Here is a 23,117-nt window from a genome sequence, read left to right on the forward strand (position 1 = left end):
ACTCGTTCCCAGGCTCTGCCTGGTAACGCATTTCAGGAGGCTCTGCCTCCATTAAAACAAGCCAAATGAGACATAAATAAACGAGGCTCTGCCTCCGGGTATTAATTACCAGGCAGAGCCTGGTAACTAGAAAAAAACGAGACAATTAATTCTTACTCGTTCCCAGGCAGAGCCTGGTAACGCATTTGAGGAGGCTCTGCCTCCACTAAAACAAGGCAAACGAGAGAGAATTTTGGAGGCAGAGCCTCCGGGTATTAATTACCAGGCAGAGCCTGGTAACTAGAAATTTTATGATTTAATGTTCCGCTGTCAAAAGATGGAATTGCTCGGTATCAATGCGATTTGCTCGATACAAAACTTCAGCTATTTCCGAAAGCGCTAACACAGAATGTGCGCGATAACCGTTGGCCTGCATCTTATCTTTGACTCCCTGTTCGTGGTCGATTAATACCACGATATCTTCCACATTCAAGCCAGCCGATTTTAACTTAGCCGCGCCTTCCATCACGCTTTTGCCACTAATCAAAATATCATCCACTACGACAATCGTTTCTCCTGGCTGAAAATGCCCCTCAATTAATTTGCCCGCACCGTAAGTTTTCACCTCCTTGCGCGGGAAAATCATCGGGCGTTCCATCCGCAATGCTAAACCGGTTGCTGTGGGTAAAGAACCGTAGGGAATTCCCGCAATGCGATCGAATTTTAAATCCTTGAGAATGTCTGCATAAGCGCTGACAATTTGGTGGAAAATCTGCGGAATTGAGATAATTTTCCGCAAGTCGATGTAATATGGAAATACGGCGCCCGATGCTTGTACGTGGTCGCCAAAAACTACGCAGCCGATGTCATAAAGTTGCAAGATTAAATCGCGGTGAGGTTCCGGTTGCAAAAAGCAAACATCGGGCAGCCACAATTCGCAAGTGGGGCTACCTTCGATCGCCCGCACCCTCTGTTTATTAATACTATCCCGCAATTTCTCAATTTCTTGGCGTGGCTCTTTTCCCGCTAATAAACTTGGGGGGACGGGCAGCAGCAAACCGTCACCATTTGTGCTTAAACCGGCCGCCAGCAGTTGTGCGAGGTCGTTTTGTTCTGTCAGGTCATTTTCTTCGGCGATGTCTCCTTCAACTAAAATTAGGCGTTCAGGAGCTTCTTTGCGGATGCGCGCTAACATATCCGGGATTACTCCTACTTCTAAACCGACTTTTTCGGGAGTTCCCCAAGTTTGAGAAAGTCGGACTAATTGCAAGTAAAAAGGGTTGTTTGGCGTCGGGTATTCTTGCAAAGCAGCCCCTGACGGGTTGGCGGTGGCACATAGTACAAAAACAGTTTTTCCGGCGTATAACAAAAAAGGTGCTACTTGGTCGAATCCGGCATATGGACTTAAAGTAATAGCGTCAACTCGCCAGTCTTGAAATACAATTTTGGCAAAGACTGTGCTGGTATTTAAATCGCAGTGTTTGGCATCTAAAATTACTGGCAGGTGAGGGGGAATAATTGTTAAAATTTCTTGCAGCAATGCCCAACCTGGAATACCGAGAGATTGGTAAAAACCGAGGGTGATTTTGCAGGCACAAATTAAATCGGCTGTTTTGTCGATCGCACTTTTTACCTTTGCAAACAAATCAGTTACAAAAGTTTGAGTCTCTTCCCCAGTCATGGAAACCTGGGGGGGCAAGGTTTCCGGGTCTGGATCGAGGGCTAAATACAGCAAACTTTGATTGGTTTCAACAGCCGCTAACAGTTTATCGAAAAAGTCGGTTCGTTCCGTCATAATTTGTGAGGAAGGTAAGGGGAATTAAAAAAATTGCAGATCAAAGTGGGATTGGTGTTGTGCCGCAAGAAACCGATCCCCGTTGAAATTGAAATTAAGAATCTTTTAAAATTGTAGAATGTAAAGAGCAGGAAATCTGTAACTTTGGGAGCAGTTTCATGGGGAATGATTTTCTGGTTCGCTACACCGGTGATTGCACCTAAGCCGCAGCAAGTCAATTAGTTGTGGTAAACTAACCCGTGTCCGGGCGGGGATTTGAGCGGCATTCCCTGGGGAAGGCGAGTTTAGCAAATACGGATTTGCCAGGAACAGATTTGAGAGAAGCAAATTTTAGGGAAGCTAATTTATCGGGGGCAAATTTGAGCGGGGCTTGTTTGTGGCAAGCTAATTTACAAGGCGCTAATTTGACTCAAGTTAATTTAATCCAGAGCCCGTTTGAGGGGGTTAATCTAAAAAATACTACCGTTGCAGGTGTTATTTGGGTTGACGGTAGTATTAAATAGAAGCAGAAGTTAAAGCTATGCCCGCCTTATTATATGGATAGTAATAAATGATCGGTACGATCGACTTTAGGATTTGGGACGAGTTGCTGCAACGCTACGTTGACGATTTCGGCCGGGTCAATTATCGGGGCTGGAAAGCTGAGGGGGCAGATGTTTTGAGGGCGTGGCTGGAAAGTTTGGCGGATTTGGATTTGGCGGAATGTACTGATGCGGATGCGCGGCTGGCGTTGTGGCTGAATGCGTACAATGCGATCGCAATTTCTCAAGTTCTGGAAGTATATCCGATCGCGTCGATCCGTCCCAAAGTTTTGGGAATTCCCAACTGGCTGAGTTTTTTGGATTTTTTCACCCGTTCAAATGTGATTATTGGCGGCAAAAAGTACAGTCTCAATCAAATCGAACACGCAATTTTGCGGGCGGAATTTGCGGAACCGCGCATCCATTTTGCATTAGTTTGCGCTTCTGTCGGGTGCCCGCTGCTGCGCCGGGGGGCTTATTTCCCGGAGTCGGTACGGACTCAACTAGAAGCGGATGCCAGCCGTTTTATTCACAATCCTGATAAGGTGCGATATGATGCCCAGAAAAAGACGCTTTATTTGAGCAAGATTTTTAAGTGGTACGGGGAGGATTTTGTAAAAGTGGCGGGTTCGGTGGCTGAGTATGTGGGCGGTTATTTGGGGCCGGAGGCGGCTGTGGGTGATGGATGGGCGATCGTTTTTTTGCCTTACGACTGGAATTTGAATCGGGTTGATGGATGAAATTTGCGCCTAGGGGTAGGTGTTTTTTTGAGGCGGTAATTTTTTTCGGCTGTATCAGTTGCGTAGTATGGGTTTAAGGCTCTTTATGAAAAATCCGACGCAAATGCTGTATTGCTTGCTGTGAAAGGTTTTGATGTTTGTTGAAAATTTGGCGTCTTGACAGGTCGGTATTGAGATGGTAGTTTTAATATGTACAGACGCAAACGAACCTTGAAAACTAAATACAGTAATAGTTTCAGAAACCAACTGTTGCAATCAACCTAAATCCCTATCAGGGATTGAAACAAGAATTAAACCAAAAACCAAGAAAATATTTAAGAAGTTGCAATCAACCTAAATCCCTATCAGGGATTGAAACATCTCAACAGCTTTGTCATCAATCCGATCTTGTACCGTTGCAATCAACCTAAATCCCTATCAGGGATTGAAACTGGATTTCTTCGCTAGAAAAATTCTCTGCCATTCTGTTGCAATCAACCTAAATCCCTATCAGGGATTGAAACACGCGGAGGAATCCGCAAGCATTAGCTTTCGTTGTGTTGCAATCAACCTAAATCCCTATCAGGGATTGAAACATCTTTGAGGTCTTCAAATAAGATTTTTTGACCTAAAAGTTGCAATCAACCTAAATCCCTATCAGGGATTGAAACGCGGATTGGGAGTTATTGTGAAGTCAATTTATGAGTTGCAATCAACCTAAATCCCTATCAGGGATTGAAACTTTATCCGTAAAATTAGAGCTGGCAATGATGGTGAGTTGCAATCAACCTAAATCCCTATCAGGGATTGAAACTCCTTTTGATTTCTGTGAACCAGAGAATTTAAAAGTTGCAATCAACCTAAATCCCTATCAGGGATTGAAACTCATCAACCATCCCCCCAGGATTTCTAGCCTGTGCAGTTGCAATCAACCTAAATCCCTATCAGGGATTGAAACGCGTCAACGTAGCTGAACCCGTTGAAATCATCGCCAGGTTGCAATCAACCTAAATCCCTATCAGGGATTGAAACTTTCGCACCCGTCCAAGTACGATTTACCATTTCGGTTGCAATCAACCTAAATCCCTATCAGGGATTGAAACAAGCGTTGCTACAACACTCCGAAAATCCTGATCGTTGCAATCAACCTAAATCCCTATCAGGGATTGAAACACCAGGCAGCCGGCTTTTTTCAAGCTGCGACCAAATGGTTGCAATCAACCTAAATCCCTATCAGGGATTGAAACCTAACCAAGCACACCGGGCGATCGCAATGTAGATCGTTGCAATCAACCTAAATCCCTATCAGGGATTGAAACAGCAAACTTAGGGAGGGAGTTAGCAAAAGAACTAGCGTTGCAATCAACCTAAATCCCTATCAGGGATTGAAACGGCGGATTCCACACTCCAAAATTATAATTACCTCGTTGCAATCAACCTAAATCCCTATCAGGGATTGAAACAACTACTTCGCAACTGCTTCGGGTAAGCCCGGCCACAATCAAACTAAACCCCTATTAGGGATTGAAACGCTAACGGTGTTTCGTCGAAGGTTTCAGGTTCGGCCGCAATCAAACTAAACTCCTATTAGGGATTGAAACGCGCTGCAAAGTTGACATCCACCCAAATCCGAATGCCACAATCAAACTAAACCCCTATTAGGGATTGAAACTAAGTCGTTGCAGGACTGGGATCTTTGACACAAGTTGGAGCGCCGCAATCAAACTAAACCCCTATTAGGGATTGAAACATTCCACTCCCTGATGCTTTTAGGGGTGATTTTGGCCACAATCAAACTAAACCCCTATTAGGGATTGAAACTTTTATCATAGATATTCTCACCTTATCAGGGATATTGTCACAATCAAACTAAACCCCTATTAGGGATTGAAACATATCCTTGAGGAACAATTGCGGATTATCAAATTTCTCTGATCGCAATCAAACTAAACCCCTATTAGGGATTGAAACGAAGAAATAAAAATTATTATTAAATGATAAAAATATTGGAGTAATTAAGGTACTCATCAAAAGTTAATTTTTTAGATTCAGCTTGTACCATAAAATTACCTTCCTTAATTTATTCATCCCTTGCTGCAGAGAGTTTGTTTGTATAGAAACGGTTTCAACCGCCGAAGGATCTCAATCAAATCTGCTGTGCAAGTTCAGCAGGTGTCCCAGCCTCCACCGACAATCAACCCACAAGTGACATATTAAAAACTATCACAGTTCAAATCCTCTGGAATATAAACAATGATTTCAGATAAATTTCGGCGCGAGTTGCGAGAACAAGCCAAACTCTGGCAAGCAGAAGGACTCATCGACCCTTCATTCTACCAACAACTTTCGGAACGCTACCAATTCAACACACTCGAAACCGCCTCCCGCAACCGATTCCTCAGTATTCTGATGAGTCTCGGCGGCATTCTCCTCGGTATAGGAGTCATCACCTTTGTAGCGGCAAACTGGCAAGTTTGGTCGCGAGAAGTGAGAGTTGCGCTGCTGCTAAGTCTTTTCGTAGCAGTCAATGCGGCGGGTTTCTATCTGTGGCGAATTCCCCCATCCCGAAGCCAAAACTCCAATCTCAATTTGCCCCTAACAATAGGGCGAAACAAACTCCTAGGTGAAGGATTGTTGCTGTTAGGATCTCTGATTCTAGGAGCAAATATGGCTTTGATGGCACAAATGTTTCACATTGGCGGTTCTTCCTACGGACTTTATCTCACTTGGGGAATCGGCGTGCTCGGAATGGCTTACAGTTTGCGGTTGACTTCCTTGGGCGTTTTGTCCGCACTTTTAGTCGGTTTAGGCTATTGGATTGCCGTGTTAGATTGGTCTTCCAAAGTCGAGTTTTCTTGGCTGGAAGTTTTGGTGCGGCAAATGCCGATCGCAGCCAGTATAATGTTTGTGCCGCTGGCTTATTGGTGTCGATCGCGTGCTATTTTTGCCATAAGTGCGATCGCGATAATTTTCTCCCTACAAGTTTCTATCGTCCAAGGCTTAAATCTAACCTGGGGTACAGCAATTTTTTGCGCCCTACCGCCCGCTTTGCTGTGGGGATACGACGATGCAATCTGGCAGAAGGTACGCAGCAGGCTGTTTCAACCTACCGCCCGCAGTTTAGCACTGCTGTTTCTCGCCAGTTTGTTTTATTTTCTTTCTTTCCACTGGTTGTGGCAAGATTCGCCGAATCCTGCGTCAACTGAGCCCGATTGGGTTTTGCTGGCAAATGTGGCGGTTTTGGGCGGTTTCACGGTGTTTGAATGGCTGCGCTTGGGACGTTTGGAACTGCGGCGACCAAAACAAAAAGCAGTGGATTTGACTACAAGTGCGATCGGCATTTTCATCCTCGCCAGCGCCTTTATACCGCTTTTTCACCTCAGTTTTACTCCCATTCCTCAATTAGCGACTTTTCTGTTTAATGTTTTATCTTTTCTGCTCGCTGTCGGCTTAATCCGAGAAGGTTTAGCATTAGGAAACCGCAAGACTTTTTGGGGAGGCATGGTATTAATCACCCTGCAAATTATCAGCCGAGTATTTGAATATAACACAGGATTGTTGCTCAAATCTTTTGTGTTTGTTTTGTGCGGAATTGGCGTAATTGCTGCGGGTTTGTGGTTCGAGCGCCACTTCGCAAAAATCCCCGATGAATAGAAAATATTCATCTCTCTCTTCTCTAACTCAGCGCCCTCTGCGTTCTCTGCGGTTTAATCATTCCGAAACAACCCTAAACAATATAACCCATACCTAATATGAACACAAACAACATTGACTTATTAGTTCAAAATCCAGATACAACAAATGTGTTTCAGCTTCCCCCGGAAGCAAAACGCCTTCCTGCGTGGCGGCTGTGGGTTCCTTTACTCTTGCAAATCGGACTAATTGCCGCCGTACCAGCGACCGCAGTTTACACTTTTATAACTGGCAAAACAGTTGTCCTGCAAACAGCACCAGTAGACCCTTACGACTTTTTGCGCGGATATTACCAAGTTTTGAGCTATGATATTTCCGATCGCACAAATCTGCAAAAACTCCCCGGCTGGAAAGATTTACCGACCGAAAAAACACCTTGTCCGCCCGGAATTGTTTGTCCAAAAAATACGCACAATCTCAAACCACAAACCAGTTTTTATGTAATCTTAGAAGCGCCAAAATCTGCGACTAAGCCCGGCCGGCCCCAAGCTTGGAAACCCGTCCGCGTCAGTCTAGAAAATCCCACCAATTTGCCCGCCAATCAAATCGCAATTAAGGGCAAATATAACGGTTGGCAGATGGAATACGGCTTAGAAACTTATTATATGCCAGAGGATGAAAGGGAAAAAGTCAATCAGGAGATTAGCGAAGCTCAAAGGAAGCAGCGACAATCTTTTTTGGTAGAAGTAAAGGTTGACAAAACAGGCCATGCTGTGCCTGTGAGTTTGTGGGTGCGCGATCGCAATTATCGATTTTAGCCAAAAAGGGCAAAAGGTCGATCGGCTTTTTGGTCTAGCTTTGAGTATTTTAGCTTAGGGAGGGGGCGGAGGTTCGGCGATACCCTACCGCAACGGGTTCGCACGCGCGATCGGGATAGCTTCGCTGGCGCAGACATTTCAATTGCCGACAACCCAAGAGAATCTATTAAGATATATAAGACTTGTGCAAATCTTGCCAATTCAAGGGCGCAAGTCATGACTCTACTGGAGCTTCTCATGTTAGCCGAGCTAATCTCAGCCAGACGCATACTCAAGACCAAACTCCTCGACTTCTTAGGACTTCCCGAAAATTGCCCAGACCAAACCGATCATCTCGTCAACCAAATTGTATCCCTGCTGGAAGCAAATCCAGCCGAACAAGAAAGATTTTGGGAGACTTTCAAAAGTGAATTAGCCGTCGATCCCGTTGAATTAGAAACAATACTCAAGTGTTCGCCAGCAGAACGCCAGCAGTGGATTGAACAAGACAAACTCCCTATTTTAGAATACCGCTCTTTCCGCAAATCAGGAATCCATTTAGAATATCCCGTTCACGACAGAAGATTCATCTTAAGTCTAACGCCAACCGATATTAATAATTGGCGCAAAGAACCCAAAGGACTGATTAAAAATAATCACCAAATACCCACCCCAATCAATACAGAAAAGCCAGAAGAAAACGAAGAATCGCGATTAGCTTTTAGTTCAGCTTGGGAAAAAATCATTGCCGACTGGAAAGAACAAGGTTCGGCGGAAATTTCAGCAACCTTCCAGCTAGCTTACTGGACAGTTTGGGCGTCGCGCTGGGCCAAAGAAAATCAGCTCAACAGCTTTAAAGCAATTAAATATAAGGAAGTCTACGAAACTCACCAGCAGGAATGGTACCAGCGAAAAAATCAAGCAGTCAAGTTACTGATTGAAATGCCCTACGCCATGCTTTACTTCTACCGTCCGGCGGATGCTGACAAATTATATCTCGAACTCTGCGACGACCACCAGGAAATGATGAAAGATGACTACTATTGGGACAAGTGGGATTTTTTCTATCAGAACCGCAAACTTGTAAATAAGTGCCGCGAATGTGTGTACTGCGAAACCAAAGATTATTACTCGCTTTATTACCTGGAAATCAAGAGCGACAAGTTTCCCGATTTTAGTTTTTCTTTCCACACGCCGTACACGATCGGCAGAAAATTTTTGCCGCATCCAGAAACGCTGCCTTATGTAGACCACGTAGAACAAGACGGCATTTTTCGCTTTGGCCGCCCGCTGCTGGAACAAGAGAAAGCTATTCACACAGAAAAGGATGTATTGCTCAAGTTTGAGGCGGCTTTGGCAGAAGCAAAAAAGTTTGTTTAGTTATGAGTCATGAGTCATTAGTAGACTTATTGCCGATTTTTTTTAGTGATAGGCAAACCGCAGATAAACGCAGATAAACGCAGATGCTTTTTCCGATTGTTTACAAGGAAAGGCAATTGTGTCTACCAATGATTGTTGACGAATGAAATCAAATTTGTTACGGTCGTAATTATTCAAATATCTCTTTTATTTATCTGCGTGAATCAGCGTCCATTCATTGTCATCTGCGGTGAATACATTCTCTTTTTTTTCCCGCATATGAGGGCAGATAAAAACAGATTAACGCAGATTAATTAGATCAATTCCGGTTGCACCCTCGGTGATTGTTGACGGTTGACTGGATTTGACGCCCGACGATGCTACCGGATTTGATATGACTTTTGAACTTGGATTACTTGAATGCTGCCGCCAGCATAAAGTTTGGGTGGTTGAGTTTCTTCGGAATTGTACGATCGCAATCCCACCTCTGCCAACAAAATCCCCAATTCAGTTTCAATCTCAAACAACCACAAAAATACAGCCAACCCTCGCCTAAATACGGGATTTGTATGCCGATGAAAATCTACCAAAATGAATAGACCACCGGGCTTGATCACGCGGTATACTTCCTGAAAGATTTGTCGCAATTGCGCCCGTTGCATTTCGTGCATCGCAACGGTGCTGTGTACTTCGGTCAAACTGACAGTAGGCAAAAGCTTCTAAATAATAATTGGCTGATGGTACATTTTTCCTTGCCCGTTGTGACCCAAACGAGGATGGCCGCCTACGCTCAAAGCAGCCAGACACGGGATCGCAATCCTAGAGACACTGATACCGATAACTTAAATCTCTAAAAATTGTTGCCATAGTCAAAATTATGTATACCTTGCTATCGACTTAAGATATTATTAAGTTATATGATAAAGATAAGTAACAGAACTGAGACGATGGGAGAGCTGTAACCGCTATGGGTCGTGTGGGAGTATTGCTATTAAACTTGGGCGGGCCAGATCAAATCGAGGATGTCCGTCCTTTCCTGTTCAACTTGTTTGCTGACCCGGAAATCATTCGCATTCCGTTTCCGTGGATGCAAAAACCGCTCGCCTGGTTGATTTCGACCCTGCGCTTTCAAAAATCCCAGGAAAACTACCGCCAAATCGGGGGCGGCTCTCCTTTGCGGCGAATTACCGAGGAACAAGCCCTAGCCCTGCAAGAACTCTTGCAAGAAAAGGGACAGGATGCTCGAGTATACGTGGGGATGCGCTACTGGCATCCTTTTACCGAAGAGGCGATCGCCAAAATTAAGCGCGATCGCATCGAACATTTGACAATCTTGCCGCTGTATCCTCAATTTTCCATCAGCACCAGCGGTTCTAGCTTCCGGCAGCTAGAAGAAATGTGGGGCAAAGATCCTGCCCTCAAGGATATACAATATACCGCGATTCCTTCTTGGTATCAGCGGCCTGGTTACATTCAGGCAATGTCGGAACTGATAGCCCAACAACTAGACCACAATCCGAATCCCGATCGAGTTCACATCTTTTTCAGCGCCCACGGCGTCCCCCTCAGCTACGTAGAAGAGGCTGGAGACCCCTATCAGCGCGAGATTGAAGATTGCACTCGTCTGATTATGGAACATTTGAATCGATCGAACGAACACACTCTAGCTTATCAAAGTCGGGTTGGCCCGGTGGAATGGCTCAAGCCTTACACCGAAGACGCCATTACCGAATTGGCAGAGAATGGAGTCCAAGATTTGTTGGTAGTTCCGATTAGTTTTGTTTCCGAACACATCGAGACTCTGCAAGAAATTGACATGGAGTATCGAGAATTAGCAGAAGAATCGGGCATTAAAAATTTCTACCGAGTGCCCGCCCTGAATACTCATCCGGTGTTTATTGAAGCCTTGGCCGATTTAGTCATCGAGTCGATCGAATCTCCCAGCGTTAAATTCTCCGATGTTATACGCCCTTCCAAGACAGTGAAAATGTACCCTCAAGAGCAGTGGGAGTGGGGTTTGACCACGGGGGCGGAAGTCTGGAACGGTCGTGTGGCGATGATTGGTTTTGTGGCACTATTGCTGGAGTTAATTACGGGTCAGGGCCCGCTACACTCGATCGGATTGCTTTAAATTGCCAGTTGACAGTTGACAGTTGACTGTTGACTGTTGACTGTTGTTACACATGACTAATGATATCCAATCCGTTGGGATCGGAATTATTCATCTCTCTCTTCTCTTCCTCAGCGCCCTCTGCGGTCTCTGCGGTTAAATCATTCCGAAACAACCGTAAACGATATGACTAATCACCAATAACTAATCACTAAATTAATCAGGATCGCGCTTGCCGCGGCGGGGATTTCCCCTATCGCCCGGTATTCCCTGACTTTTGTACCAGCGATACCACTCTTTAGAACTGCGAATTGCCAGCCACAGCAGCATCATCGCAACTAACCCTCCCTGCCGTGGTGCGTCAAAGGCAAACAAAACCAAGGAAATGCACAGAACATCTTGGAGGAAAATCACCCAAATCGGCAAACCCCGCAGCCGATAAAACCATCCTGCTTGTACCAGTTGCAGGACTAAAGCTAACAAACCTCCGACAATACCAATTATCCACAGCATCCAAGGGTGAACAATAATTTCCTCGATCGAACTTACTTGAGCGATCGAAATTCCCATAATTGCTCCTACAATAGGGCTGAAAATAATTTGCACAATTTGCAGTACCCGCTGTCCTACAAAGGTTTTAGAAGCAAATAACTCTAACAGCGACCAACTCACCAAGATGGTGATAGCCACCTGGGGGGGAACCCCCGACAATAGAGGTATTTCCGACCAAAGTTTGTCAATCCGCAACAAACCAATTAACAGCAGGGGCAGGGCAATTCTCATACCCCCTGCCGCAGACGCAGAGAGTGCGGCTAGGAGTCCAACCATAATAATAATTCAGTTTCTAACGTCAGCTAAAGCCTCGATCTATTTCAGAATTTAATTCCCCTGATGGCTGGCTATGATTTGAGCGATCGAACTCAAATTGAGGCTTGAGCTTAAATATCACCCTCTATTGTAAGTGTATCTGCTTAATCGCTGCTTGGCACTGCGATATTGTCGAGCGACACAAGGCAGTTTGTGAAGAGTTGACCCTTGACAGTTGACAGCATTCAACCAGGATTGTGATTAAATTAGCTTAAGCACTCGAAGCCTTCTTCTCTCTGACAACAGTCAACACTCAACTAACTTCTTATGTCTGAATCATTATTTGCCGATGCCAGCCGCCGATTAGAACGAGCCTTAAAATATGTGTCGCTTTCCGAGGATACGATCGAAAGGCTGAAACACCCCAAATCCAGTTTAGTTGTATCGATTCCCGTGCGGATGGATGACGGTTCCCTGCGAATTTTTCAAGGTTATCGGGTGCGCTACGACAATACCAGAGGCCCGTCTAAAGGAGGAGTTCGCTATCATCCGGGAGTATCCCTTGATGAAGTGCAATCCTTAGCATTTTGGATGACGTTTAAATGTGCAGTTTTGAACTTGCCTTTTGGAGGAGCAAAGGGCGGAATTACTCTCAATCCCAAGGAATTGTCCAAACTGGAATTGGAACGGTTGAGCCGGGGCTATGTGGATGCGATCGCAGATTTCATCGGCCCCGATGTCGATATTCCCGCGCCGGATGTGTACACCAATCCCATGATTATGGGTTGGATGATGGATCAGTATAATATTATTAAGCGGCAGCTTTCTCCAGCGGTTGTGACTGGAAAACCAGTGACAATTGGTGGCAGTCTGGGCAGAGATACGGCAACAGCAATGGGTGCTTTTTTTGTAGTAGAAACTATCTTACCCAAATTTGAACTCAATCCTCAAGATACGACTGTAGCAGTACAAGGTTTTGGCAATGCAGGTGCCGAAATAGCTGAACTGCTGTGGAAAGCAGGTTACAAAGTTGTTGCTGTCAGCGATTCCCAAGGGGGAATTTATGCTAAACAAGGGCTGGATATCCCCAGTATTCGAGGCTTTAAAGACTCTAACAAAGGTATCAAAGCCCTTTACTGCGAAGGTTCTGTTTGCAATATTATCGAACACGAAATCTTGACAAATGACCAAATTTTAGCATTAGATGTAGACGTGCTGGTTCCAGCCGCTTTGGAGAATCAAATAACAGAAGCCAATGTTAATGATGTTAAGGCTAAGTTTATTTTTGAAGTAGCTAACGGGCCGATTGATTCTGCTGCTGATTTGATTTTAGAAGCGAGGGGAATTCAGGTAATCCCTGATATTTTAGTCAATGCCGGAGGCGTAACAGTTAGTTATTTTGAGTGGGTGCAAAACCGCAGCGGACTTTATTGGACGCTGGAGGAGGTCAATCAGCGGTTGAAGCACAAAATGGTCGAAGAAACTGAGGCAATTTGGAAAAAATCTCAGGAATTTTCAATTTCCATGAGAACTGCTGCTTATGTGTACGGGTTAAATCGACTCGGAGAAGCAATGAATGCGAAGGGAACGCGGGATTATTATGTGAACGGTTGACAAAAGTGCGGTAAGATTGCCCGATCGCACAATCTTACCGCAGTTATTCGAGAAGAGTGCAGTCTACGAACCGACTTGGCAAAACTTGGCTTTGAATTGGGGAATTTTAGGTTTGCACGCAGCAGTTTATTTAACCGCAACATTGGTACTTTAAAAGACAAAAGATGTTTTTCAATAGAGATTTTACATAGATAGAAATGTGTGAATTTCTAAGAAATACCTAATTTTACAAGAGCCACAGTTATGATGTAGGGGCAACCACCGAATGAGCGGTCCACACCGTATCGGGAGGTCATGCGTAAGTCCGGATCTTGCACTTTTCTCAATCAATCGCCGCTGCACAATACTGGCATTCTTTTTTAAGAGGGCAAGAAAAGAGACGATCGCACTTTTTGATTAGATATGGAATAGGTGCGATCGCTGTTACTTTTGCTATTGCTTAGTTTGCTTTGTTAATCTACCAAATCGTCTAAGGAAAGCTTCAGGAGGTCGCACAAAACTTTCGTCTGTTCGAGATAAAGTTTTGGAATATGTCTACCCGCTTCCCAATTTTTCACAGTGGTTACACTCACGCCCAATTCATCAGCAACTTGCTGCTGCGTCAAAGAAAGCGATTGGCGTCGCTGTTTGAGTTTTTCCCCCACACTACTCATTAACTATCCAATTTCAGAATTTTTATGGTTAAGTTGACTTAACCACAATTTGTCCGTAGTATGAGAGGAGAACATCACATTCGTCAGAAAGCCAGTGCGTCCCGGCTACCAACCTATCAGCACTGGCTCTGGCTCCCATACGTATGGAGACAAGTTAATTATGCCTTACAAAGAACGACTTTACCCTTGGGTGCTGGTTCGTTTGCTGCCCAAAATGCAGCGGTTGACAGTTGGTCAGTTCCGGACTCGATCGGATGCGGACGGTCATTTAGAAATTCTCCGTCGCTTGGTTCCTAGCGGGAAATTCGCGGTGATATTTAACCCCGACCTGCTGGAGTCGCAGCAAGCTGACAGTTGCTACAGAACATTCGATCGGTAATTTTCAAAGAACCCCTTCCCGGACACGGGGAGAGAGTGACAATTAGTCGTTGGGTGGGGGCGGGTTTACGAGATTATTGATTTTAGGCAGTTATGGTTGGTAAAACCCGCCCCGACGATTTTTTGTTTATTTGCAATTAAACATAAAAAAATCCCCCAAACGGGGGATTTCCTTCAAGGCTATTACATAGCCTTAGTCTCCGGCATCAAACACTTATCGGAATCGCAGCCCGCCGGCCCCGAATCCATCATTTCACCTAAGTCATAGCGACTTAGTGCCGCATGAAAAACCTCAATTTCGCGGCGCGCCAAAGTCTCTTCCACCATCTTGGTGTAAGTTTCCTTGTTTATCGGTTCAAAAGGCAAACGCGGGAAAGTTTCAAGAGCATCAAACCGAGCTAAAAGCGCTGCAGAAATGTAGCCTTCATCATCGCGAATCGCTTCGTAAATCCTAGTGCCAAAACTTTCAACTTCATTTTCTCGCAACTCAATAGTCGCGCTGGTGTTATGCCGCACGTAGAACTTTTGCACTTGCATATAAAAGTCCATTTGTGCCGCCGCTGAGAACTTGTTAATGTCAATTTCATCCGCACCGGGTAAGTCAGCCCAACTTACCGCAACAGGTATTTCTACCAGCCATTCTGTACAGCGTTCGTCGAAGGGATTGTTCAGCAAATTGCCGTTTTCATCTTTGTCAGATTGAGACGGAATCACGTTGTATCCGTAGTCGATGCAAGCGAGGGCTACGGGGTCGTTTTTGCCGAAAGTGATTCGGCGAATAAAACGCTGGGCTTTCGGGGGATGCCAGCCGGGAGAAGCACCTGTCAGCAGAGATTTAGTACCCGATGGTTGAACCGTTGTGCAGCGATTTGGGCGTTTTAACGAATGGCGATCGCAATAATCCCAAACTACCCGATTGACAATCTCCCGCCAACCACTCAAATACTCTTCTTCCCGCTGTTTAAAAGCGATTCCTTGCGGAGTTTGCGGGCGGCCTTCCACCCACCAGCGCAGCCACTCAACGCCAAAAGCGTGAACGAAGAAATCGAACAATCCCGTGAAAGATACGCCGACAATCGGGTCTAGTTCGCGGCTGTATTGATAGCGGGGTTCAAGAAATTTGTGATTGAGAAGTACCGCCACAGATAGAGCCGCAGCCCTGAAAGCTTCCTCCTGTTCTTTGAAGTTGTAAGGGTCAATTTGATTGAGGTGAACCTCCGCCAAATTACAGTTTCCCGCTAGGGTATTGCCGAAAACTCCCTTATGAAACTCTGGTTCGTTGAAGCAGTAAGTATCGTGCAATCCTGGTAATTCTTCGACACTTCTGACCACTTGCCATTTACCTTTGTGTTTAGCATTCGTCCCTTTGCTCACATCTAACCGCTGACAAGGAATTTCACCACAGTCAGTAATTTGCAAGTAGTACAAATCCCGACTTCGGACACCGTAATTAGTAATTGACCCTTGATGAGCGCAAAGATTTAGCGACGAACGAATACCACATTTGGTCAAAAGTAACTGAACTCTAAAAGCGCGATCGCGGTCAGAAATATAAATTCTGATACCATTACTGTGGGTATTCGAGCCGTCAGTATCGGCTAATCCAGCAATAAAATGTAAAATTGCTTGCCGATTCCAGCTCGCAATTACGTTTAGTGCTTCTGGGTTAACTTTCAAACTTTTCAGCAACTCTCCAGAAAAGCTCAAGTTACTTACATCGGTAAAAGCAGGTAAATAGTCATAGCTTCTTTCTGGAGACTTATTTCCTGCTACTGATAATGCCATTTTCTGTTCGTAAAGTCGAACTTTTGCATTGTCATTTTGGTCGGTAGTTCCCTCTCCTACAGCCACCCCCAAAGTGTAAGCATAACTTGAATCTATATTCAAGCCATCTTCATACTGAATTGTAAAAGGTTCAGTATGAATGCTATATCGACTTGTATCCATCAAGTCTTTGGTTTGAACTTCTCTGTAAACTTTACCAAAGCGATCCTTGACAAAAAAGCGATGATATTCTGTGGCATCCAGATAAGTACCATCACCAAACTTTACACGATAAAGTTTGCGTCGCCCGCCACAAGTATCACTCGCTGTCTTAAATGGTGTGACGCAGCTCCATCTTTTACCATTCCAAATCTCAATTTCAGTTCCAACAACGTCCTTTATTTTATGCAGTCCGTCTCTAGTAATTAGCAGAGTGTCGCCACTGACACAATGAAAATTAGAGCCGATGATTTCACCACATGGGTTTAAGCCCACGCGGACTAACCGATGCTCTAATTCTTCCGCAGTCATATTAGGATGGCGTTCCTGCAACCACTCTTTAGCTTTTCCTTCGTCGTAAGCTTTCAAAAATTCAAGTTTAAGACTCGGTGTGGAAAGTAAATCAACGTTAGATCGAGCTACAGCTTCCCCGGCCCATTGAATCGCACCTTCGCCGCTGTAATACTGTTTGCGGACAGCATCAATACATTCTTCTAGTGTAGGTTTGGTATGGAAAACTCGCGTATGATTGGCCATCCGAAGGGCATCGCGTTCTGGATCTATTCTCCAGTTGCCGCTTTCATCTTGTTGCCACAAATTATTTTTAGCATTTGCTCCGAGTTCGTCATCAGCATAAAACTGACGCATTCCGGCCGATCTTCTAATGTTTCCAGCAACAATTGTCACCGCAGCTTCATCTATCAATACGCAGCATTCAACTGAATTTAACTGCCGCCCTAAAGCTTTATTCAAAATAGCGGCGCAGCGCTGATAAAGGTCGGGCAATTTCACCGGATTTGCTACTCCGCCAAAACCTTTTAAAGGTTCTCCCACCGGGCGAACGTCGCTCAAATCGATAAATACTTGAACTTCTCCTGCAAATCTTTCATCGGTGGATAACTCCAGCAAAGTTTGATAGGATTTTACCCAACCTTGGCGAGAATCTCCGACATAAATAGTTGCGGTTTTTTCTGCTATTTTTATTTCGGTTGCTTGACGGCGGGACTCAGCGGGTGTAGAGCCGATTTCGCCTTGCATGGTTAGGGTTAAACGGTTGCGAATCGGCGGTAGTTGGTTGATATATTGTGGTTCCAAGACTGCCCCGGTGCCGCAGCCCATCATTGCCAAATCCATCAACAAACCAAAGGAACGCCAGTCGAGAATATTTGTTGAGGAGCAATTATATGCGCCGGAAAAATTCTCTGGTTGCTCGATCCATTTGCTGCCACCTACCCACAGCCAGCGGCCTGAAGCGAGGGTTTTGAGCTGGTTTTGCATCCGGTGCAGCAGTTGTGTTTCTTCGGGGGTGAGGTTTCCCAGCTTTTGCAGCCCCTTGACTGTTCGATCGCACACTTGGGCCCAAGTCTCCCTTCCCGTCTCGGTACGGCGACTGTAAGTCCTAAAAAATACTGGATTGGCTGCGGGTGCAGTTTCGGGGAAATCGGACAGGTTGCGTTTCTCGCTGGCACTCGATCGCTCTAATTCTCGAACCATAGGTTGTGTACTGACGTGTCGGAATATATCAACAGACTACGAATATACAACAGGATTCAGATTTAGGGTAAAAGGTTAATATATTTGACAATTTGCACTAGATATGGGGCACAGAAGTGTACAAGCTCGATCGGGCGAGCGGCCCAAAACTTGACAAAAAAACCCGATTTCTTCCTGAAACCGGGTGAATCACAAATATTGTCAATTGTCAATTTTTTGTCAATAAAAACTCAATATTGGGTAACAGCGGGTCTTGAACAACCCCCACACCGTTAAACCCCCAACGTTCAAGTAGCTTTTTTACCTGAGAACCGGAAATCGATTCTACTCCGAATCGATCGGCAACATCAGCAGCGTGGGCATTGAGATAGCTCAAAGCGTCATAGTCTTCGCGAAACATCAGCAGGTAACTCACTGCCGCATCTGGATTGGGATTCGCGGACAAATATTTGCCGTCACTGCGGGAACGTAGCAAGTAAAAAACTTGAGATAACATTTTATCTTGTTTGTCAAAATAATAGATTAACTCAAATTGGGCATTGGGAATCGGGAATTGGGAATTGGGCATTGGTAACTTAAAAAAGTTTAATTATTTTTCTTCCTTCTTCCTTCTTCCTTCTTCCTTCTTCTTTCTTCCCCTATTTAAATCAAAGTCAGTGCTAAACCTTTAATCCCTCGCCCGTCACCAATTTGACCGACAATCGAAGCTTGACCGGTCGTCAAATTGATATTGTACAGGCTGGAAACTCCGCCAACCTCGATCGCAGCCAAAGCCGTCTCGTTACCGTTAAGACTCCTGATATCAAAGCCGAGAACGGTACCAGCATCAATTCCCAAAGATCCGATCGTATTCAACACCCCATTATTCGGCGGATCTTGCCGCACCAAAATGTCTAAATTGGTGTCAATTGCAAACAGCGTTGTCGAAGCTGCCCCTGCAAAGTTATTCACATACGCAGCAGCCGCAGCCGCGCCGGGATTGCCAAAATTAGGATCGCCTGCAGCATAAGCCAAATTCCCGTCGAGTTGAACTCCCCCCGTCAACGTGTCAACATCGACAATTGCCCCCGTATCCGGGTTGAGGCGGGCGTTTTGACCGGCTTGATTGACAAACCGAATTCGATCGACCGTCGGATTGAAATCAAAACCCGCAGCCCCCGGAGTTAGGGGAACAGCAAACTGTCCGCTACCGACTGGACTTGCTTGCCCAGTCACCGGATTGATGGCGTACAAGCGATTGCTAGAACCCACACCGTATAGCACACCGTTAGCGGGGCGAAAATCTATTCCCAGCAAACTTTCTCCCGGCTGTAACCCTGTAACTGCCACGTCGCTGAGAATCGCCCGCGGTGCCGCCTCGTTAAAACCGACAATTGTTTCAGCGCCATTTCTGACAGTTAAGGCGTAAGCTGTAGGCAAAGGCAAGGCCAAACCGTTAATCTGTCTCCCGTCGGCAATTTGACCGACAAAGGAAGCTTGACCGCTACTTAAATTGATATTGTACAAGCCGGAAATCCCACCAACTTCCAGCGCTGCCACTGCCACCTCGCGGCCGCCAATACTCCTGATATCAAAGCCGAGAACGCTATTGGCATCAACTCCCAAAGATCCGATCGTATTCAACCCTCCATTATTCGGCGGATCTTGCCGCACCAAAACATCTGAATTGCTGTCAATTACAAACAGCGTTGTCGAAGTTGCGCCCGCAAAGTTATTCACATACGCAGCCCCAGCAGCAGCCGGAGAACTTCCAGAATTGCGATCGCCCGCAACATAAGCCAAATTCCCGTCGAGTTGAATTCCCCCCGCCAGCGTGTCAAAATCCACAAGTGCCCCGTTATCCGGGTTGAGGCGGGCGTTTTGATCGCCTTCATTGACAAACCGAATTCGATCTACTGTCGGATTGAAATCAAAACCCGCAGCCCCCGGAGTTAGGGGAACAGCAAACTGCCCGTTACCGACTGGACTTGCTTCCCCAGTCATCGGATTGACAGTATACAAGCGATTGCTAGAACCCACACCGTAAAGCACACCGTTAGCGGGGCGATAATCAATTCCCAGCAAACTTTCTCCCGCTTGCAATCCAGTCACGGGCAAATCTGAGATCACACTTCCCGGATTGGAAAGACTAAAACCGACAATCCGATTAGCAGGAGTTAAAGCATAAGCCGTTGTCCGCGCTGGAGGCGGGGGGTTGGGAACAACGCTGCCAATATTATTAGTGAAACTTGCCTGGTTAATTGCACTTTGTCTCACCCCTCTGAGAGTAGCGAGAAATTCTCCTGTTACCCGGTCTTGAATAACAGTATCGTTTCCAGCTTCCAGAATATTCAAGTCGCTAAAACTGAGACCTTCCCCCAAACCGATTAAATCTGTACCTGGTACAAAATCGGCGATCACGTCGGCATTTGCCAAACTAACACCGCCACTGGTGCGGGAAGGGTCAGCCTCAGCGTAGCGCCTCAAAACAAATAGGTCTGCCCCGTCTCCGCCTATTAGGACATCAGTATCTCGATCGCCCGACAAAACATCATTGCCGGAGTTGCCCGATATGGAATCGCTGCCTTTTCCGCCCACTAAAAAATCGTTACCTTCGCCGCCGTTAATAATGTCGTTATCTAAATCTCCAAAAAGCGAATCTTGACCTGAATTGCCCTCAATTAAATCGCTTTGCTTACCTCCATAAATGCTGTCATTACCAGAGTTTCCGGCAATGGTGTCATTGCCCATCAAACCAAAAATCAGGTCATCTTCAGGAGTTCCTGCTAGCAAGTCTGCTTGGGCGGTGCCTCTAATTTCTGCCATGCTCTAATCAGCCTCTAAATTTGATACTTCTGTTGCCTAACGGCGGTGGTATTCTCAGTCAAAGTATCACAAATTCGCACTTTTAGGATAGTTTTTCTTATTTTCGGCTGTAGGGGTGGGTTGCCATAAAAGTATTACACGCAGCTAAAATGATATATAAACCCGCCCCCGGATTCAAATAAACCCAATCCTAAATACCGATCACTTAGCCCTATTTTATAGTTGGCTGTGTAGCCAAGAGCGATCGCAGCTCAACTGCAAACAGGCAAGCTGAAATTTTTAGCGGTGCGAACCTATGAAATTTTGTACTGCGTTCATTAGTAATATACGCTGATTCTATAATTTTGGATCTGTACGGTCAGAAATTATTTTTTAACTTTAATCTTAAAGCCTGCGACGGTAGGCTTTGTGTGTGTAGCCACGACAACCATCATCAAGTCTGCACGGAAAATTCCTGTGGATCGATATCCCAATTTGCCCAGCGAATTGCCTCCCTAGCAGATGTCAGGTTAGGTGGAACTCTCAAAGCGTGAATTAATCCCGTACTCGGACAAGTCATTTTTAACAAACAAATCGGCTCGACATCGGCATTATCTATTTGTAATAGTGCATATTCCTGCCAACTATCTATTTGTTTTGCTGACAACTCTTGAATTATGCGAGCGTAACCAATTCCTTGAATTAACAGTCGCCGAAGTTCGGCATTCTCTTCTGTTAAAAGCCATTGGGATTGCCATTGATTTGGGTGGACTTTGCCGTATTCTTCAGGCAATTTGACACCATGATAATAGTAAAAATTCCATCCGTCGGCAAACTCAATGGCAGGTTCTGCTTCCGCGTGCAAGCGGTTTTGACTGTCAAAGCGCAGGTGGCGGGGGCGATCGCACACAAAGCAAATCTTTTCAAAGGGAAATATCCAACCGCAATGCTCGAAAAGCAGCTTTTGGCAGCGAAGTATTTCTTGTGCCTTTTGGGAAATATTGACGCCTAATGAAGATATATACCATTGAGTCAAATAGATTTCTTCAAACCAATGCGTGGGTGTTTCAGGGTATATGAAGCCAAACAAATAAGCGGGAAAAACATTCCCCATCATTCGTTCCGAGCGCTCATATTCCTCAACCAATTCGTACATTAGCGAGTTCAGTGTGCTGTCTGCTTCCGGCTCCATCGTCATGCTAAGGAGCTCATACTCCCACACCGCCGGACTTGTAAAGTCTCTCACAATCGATGGGGACATGGACATCCATTTCCTGTCTAGCTTTTTCCCCAATCTATTCCCATGTCCTTCGTTTGACCAGTTTGATGAATGGTCGCCTTTTGCCAAGTTGAAGATTTGGAGAAAAGCGTCGCGGGGACTGCTGCAAGTAATAACGGAGGGCTCTCCTAAGCCCATAGCGGCATAGGCAACTTTGACTGCCTCTGTGGCTTTTTGAGCATCTATTGGCCTAGTCGAGAGAGTAAGACGTTTCTGTGCGAGTTCGCCTAACACGCACATAGCGGTAATTCGATTGGCGCGAAGATCGAGTTTGGTCAGATTGGTGAGCTTACGCAAAACGCTGAAGTCGGTAATTTGATTGCTGCACAGATACAGTTTTGTCAGATTGGTGAGCGAGCCGAGGAATCTGATGTCGGTAATTTGATTGTCGTTGAGAGACAGTGTTGTCAGATTTGTGAGCGAGCCGAGGAATCTGATGTCGGTAATTTGATTTCTGCTGAGAGACAGTGTTGTCAGATTTGTGAGAGAGCCGAGAAAGCTGAAGTCGTTAATTTGATTGTTGTTGAGATGCAGCGTGGTCAGATTGGTGAGCGAGCCGAGGAATCTGATGTCGGTAATTTGATTCCTGTCGAGATTCAGTGTGGTCAGATTGGTGAACGAGCCCAGCAAGCTGATGTCGGTAATTTGATTGTAGCCGAGATCGAGTGTGGTCAGATTGGTGAGCGAACCGAGGAAGCTGAAGTCGGTAATTTGATTGTTGCTGAGATTCAGTGTGGTCAGATTGGTGAGCGAGCCGAGGAAGCTGAAGTCGGTAATTCTATTGTTGCTGAGATTCAGCGTGGTCAGATTGGTGAGCGAGCCGAGGAAGCTGATGTCAGTAATTTGATTGTAGCTGAGAGACAGTGTGGTCAGATTGGTGAACGAGCCCAGCAAGCTGATGTCGGTAATTTGATTTTAGCCGAGATCGAGTGTGGTCAGATTGGTGAGCGAACCGAGGAAGCTGATGTCGGTAATTTGATTGCCGCACAGAGACAGTGTTGTTAGATTGGTGAGCGAACCGAGGAAGCTGATGTCGGTAATTTGATTGCCGCACAGAGACAGTGTTGTTAGATTGGTGAGCGAACCGAGGAAGCTGATGTCGGTAATTTGATTGCCGCACAGAGACAGTGTTGTTAGATTGGTGAGCGAACCGAGGAAGCTGATGTCGGTAATTTGATTGCCGCACAGAGACAGTGTTGTTAGATTGGTGAG

The 23,117-nt window shown here is 45.5% G+C and carries 17 protein-coding genes, 2 pseudogenes and 1 CRISPR repeat array; of the genes and pseudogenes, 9 read left to right on the top strand and 10 right to left on the bottom strand.

All coding sequences use genetic code 11. From position 1 onward, the window contains the following. Nucleotides 1-295: 295 nt before the first annotated feature. Nucleotides 296-1,774 carry a bifunctional orotidine-5'-phosphate decarboxylase/orotate phosphoribosyltransferase gene (locus QUA10_RS14000; RefSeq protein WP_333081639.1) on the bottom strand — a complete coding sequence of 493 codons (1,479 nt, stop codon included), beginning with the start codon at nt 1,772-1,774 and terminating at the stop codon, nt 296-298. Nucleotides 1,775-2,013: 239 nt separating this feature from the next. Here QUA10_RS14000 and QUA10_RS14005 point away from each other — a divergent pair, with 239 nt between their 5' ends. From QUA10_RS14005 to QUA10_RS14025, 5 genes are all read left to right on the top strand, one after another. Further along, complete coding sequence (locus tag QUA10_RS14005; RefSeq protein ID WP_333081638.1) at nt 2,014-2,277, top strand: pentapeptide repeat-containing protein; 264 nt, start codon at nt 2,014-2,016, stop codon at nt 2,275-2,277. Between the two features lie 47 nt (nt 2,278-2,324). Next, nucleotides 2,325-3,035, top strand: a complete 711-nt coding sequence (locus tag QUA10_RS14010; protein WP_333081637.1) for a DUF547 domain-containing protein — start codon at nt 2,325-2,327, stop codon at nt 3,033-3,035. A gap of 248 nt (nt 3,036-3,283) precedes the next feature. Further along, a CRISPR array of direct repeats spans nt 3,284-4,985; the repeat unit is 37 nt; unit sequence GTTGCAATCAACCTAAATCCCTATCAGGGATTGAAAC. Between the two features lie 282 nt (nt 4,986-5,267). Beyond that, complete coding sequence (locus tag QUA10_RS14015) at nt 5,268-6,668, top strand: DUF2157 domain-containing protein (RefSeq protein WP_333081636.1); 1,401 nt, start codon at nt 5,268-5,270, stop codon at nt 6,666-6,668. 98 nt (nt 6,669-6,766) lie between these two features. Next, the gene (locus QUA10_RS14020; protein ID WP_333081635.1) at nt 6,767-7,465 is read left to right on the top strand and encodes a GDYXXLXY domain-containing protein; all 699 of its coding nucleotides are present in this window, start codon (nt 6,767-6,769) and stop codon (nt 7,463-7,465) included. 237 nt (nt 7,466-7,702) lie between these two features. After that, nucleotides 7,703-8,824: a hypothetical protein gene (locus QUA10_RS14025; protein WP_333081634.1), complete on the top strand. Its 1,122-nt coding sequence runs from the start codon at nt 7,703-7,705 to the stop codon at nt 8,822-8,824. A gap of 359 nt (nt 8,825-9,183) precedes the next feature. On the opposite strand, the gene QUA10_RS14030 is transcribed toward QUA10_RS14025, so the two are convergent. Further along, the gene (locus QUA10_RS14030) at nt 9,184-9,516 is read right to left on the bottom strand and encodes a class I SAM-dependent methyltransferase (RefSeq protein WP_333081633.1); all 333 of its coding nucleotides are present in this window, start codon (nt 9,514-9,516) and stop codon (nt 9,184-9,186) included. A 254-nt stretch (nt 9,517-9,770) separates the two neighbouring features. On the opposite strand from QUA10_RS14030, the gene hemH reads away from it, so the two are divergent. Continuing rightward, entirely contained in the window at nt 9,771-10,934 is a 1,164-nt protein-coding gene (hemH, locus tag QUA10_RS14035; RefSeq protein WP_333081631.1) for a ferrochelatase, read from the top strand. A 195-nt stretch (nt 10,935-11,129) separates the two neighbouring features. Here the strand turns inward: hemH and QUA10_RS14040 are convergent, their stop codons facing one another. Then, nucleotides 11,130-11,741: a DUF4126 domain-containing protein gene (locus QUA10_RS14040; protein WP_333081630.1), complete on the bottom strand. Its 612-nt coding sequence runs from the start codon at nt 11,739-11,741 to the stop codon at nt 11,130-11,132. A 306-nt stretch (nt 11,742-12,047) separates the two neighbouring features. Between QUA10_RS14040 and QUA10_RS14045 the strand changes: the two genes are divergently transcribed. Both QUA10_RS14045 and QUA10_RS14050 read left to right on the top strand, forming a co-directional pair. Beyond that, entirely contained in the window at nt 12,048-13,334 is a 1,287-nt protein-coding gene (locus QUA10_RS14045; protein WP_333081629.1) for a Glu/Leu/Phe/Val dehydrogenase, read from the top strand. 16 nt (nt 13,335-13,350) lie between these two features. Continuing rightward, the gene (locus tag QUA10_RS14050) at nt 13,351-13,488 is read left to right on the top strand and encodes a hypothetical protein (protein WP_333081627.1); all 138 of its coding nucleotides are present in this window, start codon (nt 13,351-13,353) and stop codon (nt 13,486-13,488) included. 298 nt (nt 13,489-13,786) lie between these two features. Here QUA10_RS14050 and QUA10_RS14055 read toward each other — a convergent pair whose 3' ends face one another. Then, on the bottom strand, nt 13,787-13,987 hold the full coding sequence (locus QUA10_RS14055) for a helix-turn-helix transcriptional regulator (RefSeq protein WP_333081626.1): 201 nt from the start codon (nt 13,985-13,987) through the stop codon (nt 13,787-13,789). A 160-nt stretch (nt 13,988-14,147) separates the two neighbouring features. On the opposite strand from QUA10_RS14055, the gene QUA10_RS14060 reads away from it, so the two are divergent. Further along, nucleotides 14,148-14,366: a hypothetical protein gene (locus tag QUA10_RS14060; protein ID WP_333081625.1), complete on the top strand. Its 219-nt coding sequence runs from the start codon at nt 14,148-14,150 to the stop codon at nt 14,364-14,366. A 182-nt stretch (nt 14,367-14,548) separates the two neighbouring features. Here the strand turns inward: QUA10_RS14060 and nrdJ are convergent, their stop codons facing one another. The 6 genes and pseudogenes from nrdJ to QUA10_RS14085 all read right to left on the bottom strand — a co-directional run. Then, on the bottom strand, nt 14,549-17,842 hold the full coding sequence (gene nrdJ / locus QUA10_RS14065; protein WP_333081624.1) for a ribonucleoside-triphosphate reductase, adenosylcobalamin-dependent: 3,294 nt from the start codon (nt 17,840-17,842) through the stop codon (nt 14,549-14,551). 208 nt (nt 17,843-18,050) lie between these two features. After that, a complete protein-coding gene (locus QUA10_RS14070; protein ID WP_333081693.1) occupies nt 18,051-18,338 on the bottom strand; it encodes a hypothetical protein in 288 nt (95 codons plus the stop codon). A gap of 146 nt (nt 18,339-18,484) precedes the next feature. Next, nucleotides 18,485-20,647 carry a DUF4394 domain-containing protein gene (locus QUA10_RS14075; RefSeq protein WP_333081623.1) on the bottom strand — a complete coding sequence of 721 codons (2,163 nt, stop codon included), beginning with the start codon at nt 20,645-20,647 and terminating at the stop codon, nt 18,485-18,487. A gap of 433 nt (nt 20,648-21,080) precedes the next feature. Beyond that, nucleotides 21,081-21,647, bottom strand: a pseudogene (locus tag QUA10_RS29110) (DUF6745 domain-containing protein); the annotation flags it as partial. A 510-nt stretch (nt 21,648-22,157) separates the two neighbouring features. Continuing rightward, nucleotides 22,158-22,814: pseudogene (locus QUA10_RS29115) on the bottom strand (leucine-rich repeat domain-containing protein); the annotation flags it as partial. 6 nt (nt 22,815-22,820) lie between these two features. Further along, on the bottom strand, nt 22,821-23,117 hold a 297-nt coding region (locus QUA10_RS14085), incomplete at its 5' end, for a leucine-rich repeat domain-containing protein (RefSeq protein WP_333086283.1).

Source organism: Microcoleus sp. Pol8_D6, from assembly GCF_036700965.1.
Classification (GTDB): Bacteria; Cyanobacteriota; Cyanobacteriia; order Cyanobacteriales; family Microcoleaceae; genus Microcoleus.